Here is a 14765-nt window from a genome sequence, read left to right on the forward strand (position 1 = left end):
AATCGTCTTGAAATCGTAATCAGGATGATACAAACCGGAATGAAAGAGAAGTCAATTGCGCAACAAGCGCTGGTTTGACGAGTTTTCCAGGAGCGAATAATGGCTGGACACAGCATCCCTCATTTCCAGAACAGCGCCGGTCATGCAGCCATCACCATCGGCGTCAAGGAATTCATGTGCGTCGGGGCCAATCCGCCCTTCGACCATCCGCATGTGTTCCTGGATCTCGGCAGCGACAATGAGAAGGTCTGCCCCTATTGTTCAACGCTCTATCGCTATGACGCATCGCTTGACGCCGATGCGACCATTCCGGAAGGTTGCGCCTATGTGGACACGGCCGCTTGAAAGCAGCGCTTATCGATCTGAAAACAGAACGAAACAGGCGAATTCCAAATCCTGATCAGATCATTATTGCCGGTGCAGGTATTGCCGGCCTCACCCTTGCGCTTGCGCTGAGCGACAAGGGATTTCACGTCCAGATATTCGAAAAAAGCGCGACGCTCGCCGAAATCGGCGCGGGGTTGCAGCTCTCACCCAATGCGACACGGCTTCTCGGCCGGCTCGGTGTGATGGAACAACTGCAGTACGCATCCGTCGAGCCGCAAGCCGTCTGCCTGCAGGATGGAACAAGCGGTGACACGCTTCTACGGTTGCCGATTGGTGAGCAAGCGAAGGAACGCTGGGGTGCGCCCTATATCGTTTGCCATCGCGCCGATTTGCAGAACACCCTGCTCACCCTCGCGCGCAGCCGGCCCAACATTGCCATACAGCTGCAGTCGGCGGTGACCCAGCACAAGGCGGACAGCCAGGGAATGCTCGTCCGCGTGCAATATCACGACCGCATCGAGGAACATCGCGGCGCGCTGCTGGTCGGAGCGGACGGCGTGTGGTCGAACATGCGCACCGCCATGTCCGACACAGACCGCGCGCGTTATACCGGCACGATCGCATGGCGATCATCGGTGGCGGTCGACCAGTTGCCGGAATCGTTCAAGACGCTGTTGCCGCCAGGGATCAACGTCGTCGCCTGGACAGGCGCAAATGCGCATCTGATCGCCTATCCCATTCGCTCCGGCCAGATGATCAATTTCGTAGCGGTTGCGCCTGACCGCCAGATCGGCCGCCGCTGGGCCGTTCCGGTCGATCCGGATAGTCCGAGCCAGAATTTCATCCGGGAATTCGCCGGTTGGCATGCAGGACTGCGCGATGTAATGCGAGCCGGTCGTCCGTGGACGCCGTGGCGGCTATTCGAGATGAAGAAATGCCGGTTCCAGACCGAGGAGCGCCTGGTGCTGATCGGCGATGCTGCGCATGCGATGACGCCTTATGCGGCACAGGGTGCAGCGATGGCCATCGAAGATGCGTGCGTATTGGCGGGCGCCTTGAGTGCGGACTGTGCCGCGTGGCCGTCTGCCCTCGCCCGATTCAGCAGAGCCCGGACAAAGCGTATCGGCGCAGTTGTCAGGCGCGGGGCGCTCAACCATCTCGCCTATCATGCCAAGGGACCAGTGGCCGTCGCGCGCAACATGCTGCTGCGCAACCGGCCGGCGGAGAAATTCGTCAAGGGATTTGATTGGCTTTATGGATTTGATGCCGAAGAGCAAAAAGAACAGGTTTGAACGTTATTCGGCCGGTGCAGCGCGCCGCTTCAACTCGCGGGCGATTTCAGCAAGGCGAACGTCAGTCTCATGCATTTGGTTCATCTCATATTTGTAATAAAAATAAGCAACGACCCAAATGATCAAAGGGACGATCGTCATGTAAATGGCATAAATTTCCATTTAACCCAGCCCCTTCCTTAATGTATTTCTACCAAACATATGAAGTACAATTGATATCACAATCCATACGGGAGAGGCAAGAATGAGCCAAATTGTCCTCTCCCAATCGAATTGATGTATCGATGAAGGGTTCGCGATTATTCCAGCCACGGGTCCCATGAATCCTACGACGATAGCCGCCGTCGATAGACGATCAAATGCCCCCGCTACATATTTGCCAATCTCACTTTTTTGCGTCTTGAGCTTTATCGCCTGCTCTTCTAGCTCGTCACTGCGTGGTTCCTTAAGATTTTCCGTCATAAAAATCCGATAATAATGGTTTTTGTAAAATTCAGAGATTGAAAAACATAAAGTGGTGACGGCGGCCACGAGGGCCGCCGCAATAAGTCGATACGTAGTTCAGGACTGCTAGTGCAGGATCTGGCTGAGGAACAGCTTGGTGCGCTCGTGCTGCGGATTGTCGAAGAATTCCGCCGGTGCGTTTTGCTCGACGATCTGACCCTGATCCATGAAGATCACGCGGTTTGCGACCTGGCGGGCGAAACCCATTTCGTGGGTGACGCAGACCATGGTCATGCCTTCTTCGGCGAGCCGGACCATGGTATCCAGCACTTCCTTGATCATTTCCGGATCGAGAGCCGAGGTCGGCTCGTCGAAGAGCATGATCCGCGGGTTCATGCATAGCGAGCGGGCGATCGCCACACGCTGCTGCTGACCGCCCGAGAGCTGGCCCGGATATTTATTGGCCTGCTCCGGGATCTTGACGCGTTCCAGAAAGTGCATTGCCACCTCGTCGGCCTTTTTCTTCGGCATCTTGCGCACCCAGATCGGTGCGAGCGTGCAGTTTTCCAAAATCGTCAGATGCGGGAAAAGGTTGAAGTGCTGGAAGACCATGCCGACTTCGCGACGCACCTCGTCGATCTTCTTCAGATCGTTGGTGAGCTCGATACCATCGACGATGATCTTGCCGCTCTGGTGTTCCTCCAGACGGTTGATGCAGCGGATCATCGTCGACTTGCCCGAACCGGAAGGACCGGCAATGACGATGCGCTCGCCGCGCATCACCTTCAGGTTGATGTCCTTCAGAACGTGGAAATCTCCATACCACTTGTTCATGTTGATGATCTCGACTGCAACTTCCGTCTTGGAGACGTGCAGGAGCGAACGGTCGACGTGGATTTCTTCCGGGTCGATGATGTTTTCTGTTGTCATAAAGATATGCTCCTTAACGTTTGTGTCCTGTATCGAGACGGTTTTCCATGAATATGGAATAACGCGACATGCCGAAACAGAAGATCCAGAAGACGAATCCGGCAAAGATCAGGCCGGAAATGGGTGTTTGCGGAGATGCCCAATTGGCATCGGAAAAGTGTTGTTTCACGGTCCCAAGAAGGTCGAACATGCTGATGACGGAAACAAGGCTGGTATCCTTGAACAGACCGATGAACGTATTGACGATGCTGGGTATCACCAACTTCAGCGCCTGCGGCAGGATGATCAGCCGCGTTTTCTGCCAGTAGCCGAGGCCAAGGGAGTCAGCTCCTTCATACTGCCCCTTCGGGATCGCCTGCAGCCCGCCGCGCACCACCTCTGCCATATAGGCGGAAGCGAACAGCGCCACACCGATCAGAGCCCGCAGCAACTTGTCGAATGTTACCCCGGGCGGCAAAAACAGTGGCAGCATATAGCTTGCCATGAACAGGACGGTTATCAGCGGAATACCGCGAATCGTCTCGATGAAGATGACGCAAAGCATCTTTATGACCGGCAGCTGCGAACGCCGCCCCAGCGCCAGAATGATTCCGAGCGGCAGGGAGACGCAGATGCCGACGAAAGATATCACCAGCGTGACCAGCAATCCGCCCCACAATGGTGTCTCGACATAGGTAAGACCGAACCAGCCGCCCACGAGCAGGAAAAAGCCCACGATCGGGAATATGAAGAAGAACGTGATCGCATTTGCCACTTTGTATGGTGCTTTGGGAATAAGCAGCGGGATGAGCAGCAGTACGAACATGATGCCGACGAGATTGACCCGCCAATGCTGGTCCTGCGGATAGGGCCCGTACATGAACTGTTTGAAGTTGGCATTCACATAGGCCCAGCAGGCGCCTGACCATCCTTCCGGCTGAACACCGCCCTGCGCCACCGTCGAACAAACCGACCGATCGGGTCCTACCCATGCTGCCTGGACGAACATCCAGTTGATCACAGGCGGCAGGAACCACGCAATAAGCAGAAGGGCGAAAATAGTCAGGACGGAGTCAATCGGACTGGCGAAGAGATTGATACGCATCCATCGGACGATGCCTCTTTCCGCCAGAGGCGGTGTCTGTCCCTGAAGCATTTCGGTACGGACAAAGCTTAAATTACTATCCACCATGATCAGCGCTCCACCAGTGCCATTTTGGCGTTGAACCAATTCATGAAGAGCGATGTCAGCACGCTGAGGCTGAGATACACGACCATGAAGATCGCCACCACTTCGATGGAGCGGCCAGTTTGGTTGAGGATCGTTCCGCCGACTGCGACGAGATCAGGATATCCGATCGCGACAGCCAGAGACGAGTTCTTGGTCAGGTTGAGGTATTGGCTTGTCAGCGGCGGAATGATGATGCGCATCGCCTGCGGCACCACCACCAGGCGAGTGGTCGGACCAGCCCGCAGTCCAAGAGCATGAGATGCCTCGCTTTGCCCCTTGCCGACACCACGAATGCCGGCACGGACGATCTCGGCGATGAAGGCAGCGGTGTAAAAGGACAAGGCCAGATAGAGCGACATGAACTCCGGACCAATCTGAGCGCCTCCCCTCAAATTGAATGCGCCAAGGACCGGATAGTCGAATGACAGCGGGAAACCCTTGATGGCGAGCGCCAGGAGCGGCAGGCCGATAATCAATCCCAGCGAGGTCCAGCCGACCGGAAACTGCTGTCCGGTCGCCATCTGCCGCTTGTAGGCCCAGCGCCGCACGAAGAACGTTCCGGCAATGCCAACCAGAAGGCCAACCCCTGCCAGCCCGGCGCCTTCACCAAACACAGGTGCCGGGAAAAAGAAGCCTCGATTATTCAGATACATGTTGAGTGGCAGGGCGATACTTTGCCGAGCCTGCGGAAGCACGGACAGAACGCCCAAATACCAGAAGAAAATGACCAGCAATGGCGGAATGTTACGGAAGACTTCCACATAGACGGTGCAAATCTTGCGGATGAGCCAATTGTGCGAAAGGCGGCCGATACCGATAATGAAGCCGATGATCGTCGCGGTGACGATACCAACGACCGCAACTGTCAGCGTATTGAGAATGCCGACCCATAGAGCCTGCAAGTAGGTTGAATCACTCGTATAAGCCAGGTACGGGCTACTGCTGATATCGAAGCCTGAGCGGCCATCCAGAAATCCAAACCCCGTTGCCAAGCGAGCGCGTTGAAGATTGGCAATTGTGTTGTCGACGATCCAATAGCCGAGGCCTGCTATCGCAAGCACTACCACCGCCTGAAAGATGTAACCGCGGAATTTCGGATCGTATAAAAGTGATACTTTGGCGCTGTCTCTGCCGACAGGCGTAATATCCTGCGATGCCATTGACCCCTCATTTCTACTATTTTTGTTTTGTTATCGTTGTCATAAAACCTATTCTATATCCGAAGAATAGGCAAAGCTTCCTTGCTGGATCCCGTACACAATTTGATATGATCAGCGGATTGGCATGGCATATTGCAGGCCTCCCTTGTTCCACAAAGCATTGATGCCGCGGTCAATCTTGAGCGGGCTACCGGCACCGAGATTCCGATCGAATACTTCGCCGTAATTGCCGACAGCTTTTACGATATTTGCGACCCAGTCAGTGGTTAGCCCCAGATCTGTCCCAAGCTTTGTATTGACCTCCTGACCCAGAACACGCTTGATTTCGGGACCGCCCGTCTCCGCCAGTGCATCAGCAATGCCTTGGGTGATGCCGAGCTCTTCCGTCGTCAACAAAGCGTAGTGCGTCCAGCGGATAATATCCGTCCACTGGCTGTCGCCCTGGCGAGTGGCTGGACCAAGCGGCTCCTTCGAAAGAATTTCAGGGAGAACGATATGATCGGACGGGGCTGAAAGCGAAAGTCGAATGGAATAGAGTTGCGACCTGTCAGTGCTGTAGACATCGCAGCGCCCGGAATCATAGGCGGCTTTGACTTCTTCCAGCTTCTCGAACACGACGGGTTGGTATTCCATCGCGTGAGCCTTGAAATAATCCGCGGTAACGAGTTCGTTCGTCGTACCGGTCTGAACGCAGACAGACGCCCCGGACAGCTGCGAAGCCGAATTGATCCCCGGCAGCTTTTTGGTGTTGATCATGAAGCCGCTGCCGTCAAAGTAATTGGCGCCGATATAATCCATGCCCTGCGCATCGCGGCTCAGTGTCCACGTCGTATTGCGGATCAGGACATCGATCTCCCCGGACTGCAGGGCAGGAAACCGATCCTTCGCTGACAGGGGCGTGAACTTCACCTTCGTTGCATCGCCGAATATGGCGGCAGACACGGCGCGGCAGTAATCGACGTCAAAACCGGCCCACTCACCCTTGTCATCCGGAGCTGAAAATCCGGCAAGACCACTGTTTACCCCGCACTGCAGGAAGCCCTTTTTCTTGACGTCATCAAGTGTTCCTGCCGACGCCGCAGTCGATAGCAGCATGAGCATCGAGGCGGCCAACGCGCCTCCTGAAATGAATTTTCCCATAATAAAATCCTTCAACAATCGTTCCAATAGCCTGGAAAACCCCGATTTCAAGGGTTGCCCCAGAAAGGCGAAAAAACCCTCCATGTTACCGCTCGAGAGGCATAGTCTCGCGCAGCGCGTTATTCCCTAATGTTTATAATAGCTTCAAGAATGGATGGGTAATCCGGAAAGGAGAGAGCCCCCTCCCCGGATTCCAACAGGATATTCTGCTATCAGCGGATAGGCATTGCGTATTGCAGGCCACCCTTGCTCCATTGAGCATTGATACCACGTGCAATCTTCAGCGGGCTTCCGGAACCGAGGTTCCTTTCGAAGACTTCACCATAATTGCCGACGGCCTTGATGATGTTGACGACCCAATCATTGGTCAAACCGAGATCAGTACCGAGCTTGGTATTGGCTTCCTGCCCGAGGACGCGCTTGATTTCAGGATTATCGCCGTTCTTTACTTCATCGACATTGGCTTGAGTAATGCCAAGTTCTTCGGCTGTCAGCATGGCATAGTGAGTCCAGCGAATAATGTCCGCCCATTGCGGATCACCCTGGCGTACGACGGGGCCCAGTGGCTCCTTCGAAATGATCTCGGGCAAAACAATGTGATCATCCGGAGCCGTTAGCGCCAGCCGGTACGCATAAAGACCGGACTGATCGGTCGTGTAGGCATCGCAACGTCCTGAATCGTACGCCGCATTAACCTCTTCGACTTTCTCGAACACGACGGGATTGTATTCCATCTTGTTCGCCTTGAAATAATCCGCGAGATTGAGTTCCGTCGTGGTGCCAGCCTGCACGCAAACGGACGCGCCCGAGAGCTGAAGCGCGGAATTGATACCGGAAAGTTTCTTGGAGTTGATCATGAAACCCTGGCCATCATAGTAGTTGACGCCAGTGAAATCGAAGCCCTGCGTATCGCGGCTGAGCGTCCAGGTTGTGTTGCGGATAAGAACGTCGATCTCGCCGGACTGCAACGCGGGAAGGCGGTCTTTCGCGGACAATGGCGTATATTTCACCTTTGTTGCATCACCAAAAACGGCAGCAGCAACTGCGCGACAATAATCGACGTCAAAACCCGACCACTCACCTTTGTCATTCGGCGAAGCGAAGCCTGGAAGACCGGTGTTCACACCGCATTGAAGGAAACCCTTCTTCTTGACGTCATCGAGTACGCCTGCCGAAGCCGCGTTCGCAAGAAGGACGAGCGCTGAGGCTGCCAAGGCGCCCTTCAAAACAAGATTTTTCATAATAATTTGACCCTTTAGGTTGTTGCCCATAGTTCCCAGAGAGGAAAATCATATTGGCGGATAGCTCGCCACACCCCCGAAAAGGGCCCAATATGTCTCCCATTCACGTCTTGTATCGAAGGGTATTCTGACGCGTTGGTCAAGGGACAATTATTGCTCAATATTGATGCAATCGGTTAGATTCGGCTGCACCCAAAACATTTTTTCGATCATTTGTTGTTCAGACCTGCATTTTGTTACCAAAATCTCCCCTTGAAAGCGCAAAATCGATCAGAATCGACTTCCCAAAGACGCAGACCGCGGCCCGCTGTAAAGGATCGAGCAAGTACAACGGTGAATGGAAAGCCGGCCTGCCATGACGATCAACGGATCGGCGAGGCATACTGCAATCCTCCCTTGCTCCACAGCGTATTCGAAACAATAGATGCAACTTTAAGTATAGAATTTTTCAAAATTTTACCTTTGTATTATACTTTCGTAGTAAAATATATATTCCGTATAAATTTAAACTTATGTCCACATGGAAAACGATTTCACTTATCGCGTCAAGGGATAATATTCGCTCAATATTTTTGCAGTAAATTTAAACTTGCTGCATTCACGTCAAATTTTTCGATTATTTCTTGCTCAGATCGGCCTCAGCCCGCCAAAAACGCTCGCGAAATCGCATATTGGGCCAGAATTGGCTCTTGCCGAAGACGAAGGCAGTGCGGCGTCCAGCCAGAAACCGGGCAAGTACAACCGTGAATAGAAAGCCAACGGTGTAACCGGCCACGACATCGGTCGGATAGTGAGCACGGGCAAAGACGCGGGTGAAAGCGATGAACATTGTCGCCAGGATGATCGGCATACGCCAGTGCGGGAACCACAATGCCAGGATCGCGCCCACCGCACCCATTGTCGTTGAATGACCGGATGGAAAACTGGCAAAATCATATCCGGCCTGAAAGGGCGAGAAACTGTTGGCACCCAGCGTATCGATGAATTTTGGGCGCGCCCGGCCGATAAGGAACTTCGCAATATTGGTCAGTATCCCCGATAATGCGATTGCCCAGAAGGCGAAGGTCGCCTGCGCATAGACAAGGCCAAAGCGGACGCGCCGGTTTCTGGCAATATTTCCCCAATCGATGCCGATCAAGCACACGCCGATGACAAAGGCCGGAATAAGATACCATTGCGACAGGCCGATATCCGTCAGATGCCGCACACCATTCAAGGGTTCATAGGAAGACAGGGTCCGCGACAGAAACTCGTCATAGGGATGGAGCAGCAGGATGAGGAAGAAGATGAGGACAATAGCCATGGACATGCCGTTCGTCCACGCGGATGGAGAACCGGGATAAGCGGGAGCATTGATGCGGCGCAGAAAGCGGACGATGGACTGACCGACCCGCCGTAGAGCAGATTGCGTATGTCCCTGATTGCTTGGCTCCGTCATCTTGTCTTTCCAGTCAATCAGCCTGCTCTCCTGTTGCAACCTGCACGTGGTGGCATTATCGACTTCTCATAGAGCATACAAGATGTGGAGACGATCTCATGGATAAGCAACCGGGCAAGGAAGCGAAACTCGGAATCAATACGAGGCTTGCCCATGGCGGATATGACCCGCGCGATTACCACGGGTTCGTCAATCCTCCGGTCGTGCATGCATCGACTGTGCTGTTTCCCGACGCACAAACAATGGCAGGTCACAAGCAGAAATACACCTATGCCACGCACGGAACACCGACCACCGACGCGCTTTGCCGGGCCATCGACGAGCTGGAGGGCTCCGCCGGAACGGTTCTCGTTCCGTCCGGTCTTGCGGCGGTGACGGTTCCCCTCCTTGCTTTCCTCATCCCTGGCGATCACCTTTTGATGGTCGACAGCTGCTACGGCAATACCCGCCATTTCTGCAACACGATGTTGAAACGGCTGGGTATCGAAGTTGAATATTATGACCCGCTGGTTGGCGCCGGCATCGAAGAGCTGATCAAGCCGAACACCCGCGTCGTCTTCACCGAATCGCCGGGTTCCAACACGTTCGAAATCCAGGACATCCCCGCCATTGTCGAAAAGGCCCATGCGGCAGATGCCATCGTCATGATGGACAACACGTGGGCGACGCCGATCTATTTCAAGGCGCTGGATTATGGCGTCGATATCTCAATCCATGCGGCGACGAAATATCCGGCTGGTCATTCCGATATCTTGATGGGAACCATTTCGGCCAACGAGAAATGCTTCAAGACACTTGATGCGACCCATTCGGCGCTCGGGCTTTGCGTGAGCGGCGACGATGCATATCAGGTTTTGCGCGGACTGCGCACCATGGGCGTGCGCATGGAACGGCATGCGGAGAGCGCGCTGGAAATCGCGAGGTGGCTGGAGAGCCAAGCGGGCGTTGTCGAGGTACTGCATCCCGGTCTTGAGAGCCATGCGGGAAATGCCTTGTTCAAACGCGATTTCTGCGGTGCGGGCGGAGTGTTTTCCATCGTCATCGAAGGCGGAACAGCACAGGCACACGCCTTCCTCAACGCATTGAGGATTTTCGGCCTCGGCTATTCCTGGGGCGGGTACGAAAGCCTGGCACTGCATGTCCACCTCGGTGGCCGGGAGATTACGGGTAAGAATTACGCAGGACCTGTCATCCGGCTGCAGATCGGTCTTGAAGACAAGGCCGATCTTATTGCCGACATTGAGAACGGCCTGGCCGCGGCGAAAGCAGTTTGACACGGATAAATACAAGGTGATTTCAATCCCGGTGACATGGCCGCATAAGGGGCAGATGAAGAGGCTCACTGCAATCCTCGTGCTTCTGACTGCGCTCAGCATTGGCTGGGTTCCGGTGTCTGCGGCGCCCGGCCGTCTGGCTGCGGAACTGGGTTCGCACGATGTTGTTGCGGCTGGGGCCGTTGCGGCCGGGGCTTTGCAGGCGCCTGTGCATACTCCCAATGGCTGCGCCGGCAAACAGCATCATTGCCCTGGAGATGCCAAACAACAGCATCCAGCGGTGTGCGCAGCCTGTGTCGGGGTTCCGGCAATCATGTTCGTGACGCCGGTTGCCGGACAACCCAAAATCATCATTCCGCGGGCCAGTGAATTACCGCTTGTCGCCCTAGACAACGCGCCGCTGCCGCGCCCTCCCAGGATATAATCGATCATTTCCCTTCGTTTTCACGCGCAGGTGAGCGGGCCGCTGCCTGCGCCGGTTTGACTGGCCTATGGAAAGATCAACGATGAAAATCACATATATTCACAAAGCGGCGCTGGTCTGCGCCCTCGCCTTTGCGTCACCGGTGCTGGCACAGGACCACACAACGCACAAAACCAAGCAGCACGACATGATGGCGATGCCCAAAGGCGATCAAAGCGCATCCTCCAAGGCATTCACTGAAGCCAATGCGAAAATGCACAAGGACATGGCAATTGCCTTCACCGGCAATACCGACAAGGATTTCGTGTCGGGCATGATCGCGCACCATCAGGGAGCGATCGACATGGCAAAGATCGAGCTCGAATACGGCAAGGATCCGGAGATACGCAAACTTGCCGAAGCGATCATCGCTGCACAGGAAAACGAGATCAAACAGATGAAGTCCTGGCTCGCCAAGAACGGCGGCTAAGGCTCAAAAAAGGATCACCCGCCGGTTTGCGCCGGCGGGTTATCCATACATACAAACTCGTTTTGCCCTACTGGCGTAGCTCGTTGCTCGCAGCGCGTTTCTGCATGCTTAACTGCCAAAGACTGTAGGCGGCATCGGCATAGGTCGATGCCCCGATCTTGAATTCGGCGGAACGCAATGGCAACAAATCTTCCACGACGGCTAACGTGCGTGCGGGAAGAATATCCGTGCAAGTCCATAGACGCCGGAACACAGCGCTGATCGGAACCCGCTTCTCATTGACGTCTATCTGGGGCTCGTCACTGCCGAGTTCCCAATCCTCCAAGGCGTCAATCGCATCCTGAAAGGCATTATGCAATATGATGGGCGCATGGCCCTCATGAAGTGGGTGCAGCAAACCAGGCATTCCTGTCTCCTCACTCTTGTGTTGCAATTGCCGGGGGCTCCCGGAAGTGGAATCATAAGGGCGAGAAGGCACTTATCGCAAGCCTAAACTGCTATACCATACTATTTTACTAGAGATTTTTGATTAAATCGAGTTTTCGCTACGGTTTTAAGCTCCGTCATTCAACCAATAACTGCACGCAATCGGACAGCGTATTGAATATACTGTATTTTTTGGGAAGTTTTCCCTATAAATCTAATTGTTGAGCTGCGCTGGTTTGACTGCATCGGACTGGCAAGTTAATAAGAGACACGTTTTGCTTTTATCGATCTTTGTTTTTTGAACTGGACCTTTTCAATGACCTATTTTCAGCGCGTGGCATTTGAGCCGCGACCAGATTTCTCAGGCAATTTCATACAACGTCTCGGTGGTTTTTTGACCGCCCGCATCCAGCCGCTTGCCGGGCACTTTCGTTCGTTGAAAGAAGCCGCCCGGGGTGAACTGAGCGGCTCCGCCGATAGTCACATCGTCTTTGACGCATTGCCGGAAAGCGATGTCGCCAAGGTGTGCCATATCCTGCGCGCAACCGGATCATTTCGTGAAAATGCGACATTGCTGGAACTGGGCGCCGCATCCGGCGTGCAGACCATCGAGATGGCCACATGCGGTGCATTCGCCCACGTGCTTGCCGTCGAACCGGAAGCCGGCAATTTCACCGCCTTGCAGCGAAACGTGGACGATAACAGCCTGCAGGACATGGTTTGCTGCTTTCCATGCGCGGTCGGCGTCATCGATGGAATGACCAAAATTTACGTGAGCCGCGATGACAAGCAGCGAAGCGGCATGAAACAGCAGAAGCCGAACGACACCAGGACAAGAACGCCGATCAGCACAATCGAAACCATCCTGCAGGATGCGCGTGTTCCGGCGGAACAGATCGGTCTCGTATGGATCGACATCGAAGGCTACGAGGCCATCGCCTGTCTGTCCATGACCAGGCTGATGGAGCGCAACGTTCCGATCTATGCTGTGCTTTCACCGGAACTCTATCACCGTGATCATGGATCGAGCCTCATCCGCTATCTCGCCACATATTATCGCCGCTGCGTCTTGTTGACTGACTCCGAGCCGCGAATAGTCAACATATCGGACATACCCCTCGATCAGGGAAGCGTGCGCGTCCTGTTGATCGACTGACCGTCAAATCCGTATTTGGATGCGGCATTTTTCGCATCCATCTTGCCAAACTGGCGCCATTGCCGCATTCATGTCGCGCTGTTACGCGATCGGGGAATCTGGCAATGACGACAAGGCACCTTCAGGTGATCATTCTTTCCGTAATGCTCGGAGGTTGCGGAGGCATTCAAAGCCAGCTCGATAATGAAAAAATCTCATCCGTGCATTATGACAATGTCGCTTGCCCGGCACTGGTGGCGCAGCGCAATCAGGCCGTGGCGGAAATCAGCCGGCTCACCAATGGCAAAGGCTATCAGGACCCGAACGTGGTCACCGGCTTCGGCCCCTTCCTGCCCGATTATCGTACGGCCAACCAGAAGCAGGCAGGCGCCTTGCAGGGACAGGCCGATTCAATGACGCGGTCCATCGATCGCAGGAAGTGTACTGGCTAACGGCCCTCAGCCAGTCGATTTGCTTGAAGAATTATTGAGTTGTTTTATCATAATTTCTTCTAACGCAGACGGATTTACAATTGCCCGCAAACGTTGTTTCGTGTGATCACATCCGGACTCAATAATATTGTACGGATCGCAATCGGGGGCACCATCATGATCTTCGGTATGACACCATTTACTTTGTTCCATGTGATTCTAAGCCTGATCGGCATTGTTTCAGGGTTGATTGTTCTGGCTGGTCTCATTGGGTCCGACAGGAAGGAAGGCTGGACGCTGATCTTCCTGATAACAACAGTGGCCACGACCGTAACGGGCTTCCTGTTTCCATATAATGGCTTCACGCCGGCCATCGGCGTAGGCATCATATCGATGATCTTCCTTATAGCGGCAATCGCTGCGCTCTATGTCTACCGCCTTGCCGGTGCCTGGCGCTGGATCTATGTGGTCAGCGCGATCGTGTCGCTCTATCTGAACGTCTTTGTTCTTGTCGCGCAATCATTCCAGAAGGTACCGGCACTCAATGCGCTCGCGCCGACAGGCTCGGAACCGCCGTTCGCGATCGTGCAGGGCATAGTTCTGGTATTGTTTGTTATCGCGGGCTTTCTCTCCTTGCGACGGTTTCGCCCGATTTACGCCTGAAAACCCAAGCCTTCCGAGCTTCGAAAACCGGTGCAAGCGGCGTTCTTTTCAAGGAGCGCCGCTTTTTTCACGGCCTGTTGATGGTCTCAAATCCTGGCGCGATCACCCTGCCTGCAAATCCAGTTGAATAACCGCAAAACTAGGCGTACACCTATTAGCTTAAGCGAATAAATAGCTTTCAGCCTTTCGGATAAGCCCGCTAGGTCAATTGTTCTTCTAAGGGAGTGACAAATGGGAGAAGTGACGCTTCATACCCCCCACAATGCCTGCTGCGCAACACCGCAGATACTGCAAAAAGTCCGGGAAGAAATGCCAAACAAGCCAGCCAGCCCCAACAGGCTTTCGGATATCCTGCGACGCGCTAAAGGCGGATTTGCGCATCGCCGATTCAAACAGCATACGAAATAGCCAGCGACGAAAGTCACGGCACGTTAACATGAAGATCGCTGCGCCGCAGGCTGTGGCGATCTTTCTGTATTTGCCTTGTACTTCTGTCCGCCGAAGGACACATTAGATCACCTGGCTTGCCTGCGGGGCAGACTCATCGCATCATCGACCAAGCTTTGATTTGTCCGCTAGCGGAACCGCTTGCGGCTGAAAACGTTTCGTCATGACGGAAATCGATAGAGATTGATCCTGTGGGGTGATTTCGAGCTAGCTCTATAGATAGAATTACTAAGTTGTTTTCGAATTGGCGCTATGGCCTGATGCGACCTGAGCCGTAATTTATTCTCGGCTTTAAGTCCTCTTAATCACTGTTT

At 54.2% G+C, this 14765-nt stretch carries 17 protein-coding genes; 8 read left to right on the forward strand and 9 right to left on the reverse strand.

The annotated features are described in order from the left end of the window. Positions 1-99: 99 nt before the first annotated feature. Positions 100-345 (forward strand): zinc-finger domain-containing protein, encoded by a 246-nt coding sequence (locus tag ACSQ3H_RS18230; protein WP_436118332.1) that lies wholly within the window; start codon positions 100-102, stop codon positions 343-345. Continuing rightward, positions 342-1619, forward strand: a complete 1278-nt coding sequence (locus ACSQ3H_RS18235; RefSeq protein WP_436118333.1) for an FAD-dependent monooxygenase — start codon at positions 342-344, stop codon at positions 1617-1619. Before ACSQ3H_RS18230 ends, ACSQ3H_RS18235 begins: the two co-directional genes overlap by 4 nt. 3 nt (positions 1620-1622) lie before the next feature. On the opposite strand, the gene ACSQ3H_RS18240 is transcribed toward ACSQ3H_RS18235, so the two are convergent. The 8 genes from ACSQ3H_RS18240 to ACSQ3H_RS18275 all read right to left on the reverse strand — a co-directional run bounded on the left by ACSQ3H_RS18240 (position 1623) and on the right by ACSQ3H_RS18275 (position 9182). Beyond that, entirely contained in the window at positions 1623-1781 is a 159-nt protein-coding gene (locus tag ACSQ3H_RS18240) for a hypothetical protein (RefSeq protein ID WP_436118334.1), read from the reverse strand. Beyond that, on the reverse strand, positions 1782-2150 hold the full coding sequence (locus ACSQ3H_RS18245) for a hypothetical protein (RefSeq protein ID WP_436118335.1): 369 nt from the start codon (positions 2148-2150) through the stop codon (positions 1782-1784). A gap of 39 nt (positions 2151-2189) precedes the next feature. Then, positions 2190-2993, reverse strand: a complete 804-nt coding sequence (locus ACSQ3H_RS18250; RefSeq protein WP_436118336.1) for an amino acid ABC transporter ATP-binding protein — start codon at positions 2991-2993, stop codon at positions 2190-2192. Between the two features lie 13 nt (positions 2994-3006). Next, entirely contained in the window at positions 3007-4164 is a 1158-nt protein-coding gene (locus ACSQ3H_RS18255) for an amino acid ABC transporter permease (protein WP_436118337.1), read from the reverse strand. A 2-nt stretch (positions 4165-4166) separates the two neighbouring features. Next, positions 4167-5363 carry an amino acid ABC transporter permease gene (locus tag ACSQ3H_RS18260; RefSeq protein ID WP_436118338.1) on the reverse strand — a complete coding sequence of 399 codons (1197 nt, stop codon included), beginning with the start codon at positions 5361-5363 and terminating at the stop codon, positions 4167-4169. Between the two features lie 111 nt (positions 5364-5474). Continuing rightward, positions 5475-6503: an amino acid ABC transporter substrate-binding protein gene (locus ACSQ3H_RS18265; protein ID WP_436118339.1), complete on the reverse strand. Its 1029-nt coding sequence runs from the start codon at positions 6501-6503 to the stop codon at positions 5475-5477. Positions 6504-6715: 212 nt separating this feature from the next. After that, the gene (locus ACSQ3H_RS18270) at positions 6716-7744 is read right to left on the reverse strand and encodes an amino acid ABC transporter substrate-binding protein (RefSeq protein WP_436118340.1); all 1029 of its coding nucleotides are present in this window, start codon (positions 7742-7744) and stop codon (positions 6716-6718) included. Positions 7745-8360: 616 nt separating this feature from the next. Beyond that, positions 8361-9182, reverse strand: coding sequence for a phosphatase PAP2 family protein (locus ACSQ3H_RS18275; RefSeq protein ID WP_436118341.1), 822 nt, complete (start codon positions 9180-9182; stop codon positions 8361-8363). Positions 9183-9280: 98 nt separating this feature from the next. Here ACSQ3H_RS18275 and ACSQ3H_RS18280 point away from each other — a divergent pair, with 98 nt between their 5' ends. The 3 genes from ACSQ3H_RS18280 (at position 9281) to copM (ending at position 11349) form a co-directional block, all read left to right on the forward strand. After that, entirely contained in the window at positions 9281-10456 is a 1176-nt protein-coding gene (locus ACSQ3H_RS18280; protein WP_436118342.1) for a cystathionine beta-lyase, read from the forward strand. Positions 10457-10511: 55 nt separating this feature from the next. Beyond that, the gene (locus tag ACSQ3H_RS18285; protein WP_436118343.1) at positions 10512-10880 is read left to right on the forward strand and encodes a hypothetical protein; all 369 of its coding nucleotides are present in this window, start codon (positions 10512-10514) and stop codon (positions 10878-10880) included. An 82-nt stretch (positions 10881-10962) separates the two neighbouring features. Then, positions 10963-11349, forward strand: a complete 387-nt coding sequence (copM, locus tag ACSQ3H_RS18290; protein WP_436118344.1) for a CopM family metallochaperone — start codon at positions 10963-10965, stop codon at positions 11347-11349. A 67-nt stretch (positions 11350-11416) separates the two neighbouring features. Here the strand turns inward: copM and ACSQ3H_RS18295 are convergent, their stop codons facing one another. Continuing rightward, the gene (locus ACSQ3H_RS18295) at positions 11417-11755 is read right to left on the reverse strand and encodes a hypothetical protein (RefSeq protein WP_436118345.1); all 339 of its coding nucleotides are present in this window, start codon (positions 11753-11755) and stop codon (positions 11417-11419) included. A 336-nt stretch (positions 11756-12091) separates the two neighbouring features. Here ACSQ3H_RS18295 and ACSQ3H_RS18300 point away from each other — a divergent pair, with 336 nt between their 5' ends. From ACSQ3H_RS18300 to ACSQ3H_RS18310, 3 genes are all read left to right on the forward strand, one after another. Next, positions 12092-12931, forward strand: a complete 840-nt coding sequence (locus ACSQ3H_RS18300) for an FkbM family methyltransferase (RefSeq protein ID WP_436118346.1) — start codon at positions 12092-12094, stop codon at positions 12929-12931. Positions 12932-13035: 104 nt separating this feature from the next. Then, entirely contained in the window at positions 13036-13362 is a 327-nt protein-coding gene (locus ACSQ3H_RS18305; RefSeq protein ID WP_436118347.1) for a hypothetical protein, read from the forward strand. Positions 13363-13530: 168 nt separating this feature from the next. After that, positions 13531-14004: a hypothetical protein gene (locus ACSQ3H_RS18310; RefSeq protein WP_436118348.1), complete on the forward strand. Its 474-nt coding sequence runs from the start codon at positions 13531-13533 to the stop codon at positions 14002-14004. Positions 14005-14765 lie beyond the last annotated feature (761 nt).

It is taken from the genome of Phyllobacterium sp. LjRoot231 (genome assembly GCF_964253365.1).
Classification (GTDB): domain Bacteria; phylum Pseudomonadota; class Alphaproteobacteria; order Rhizobiales; family Rhizobiaceae; genus Phyllobacterium.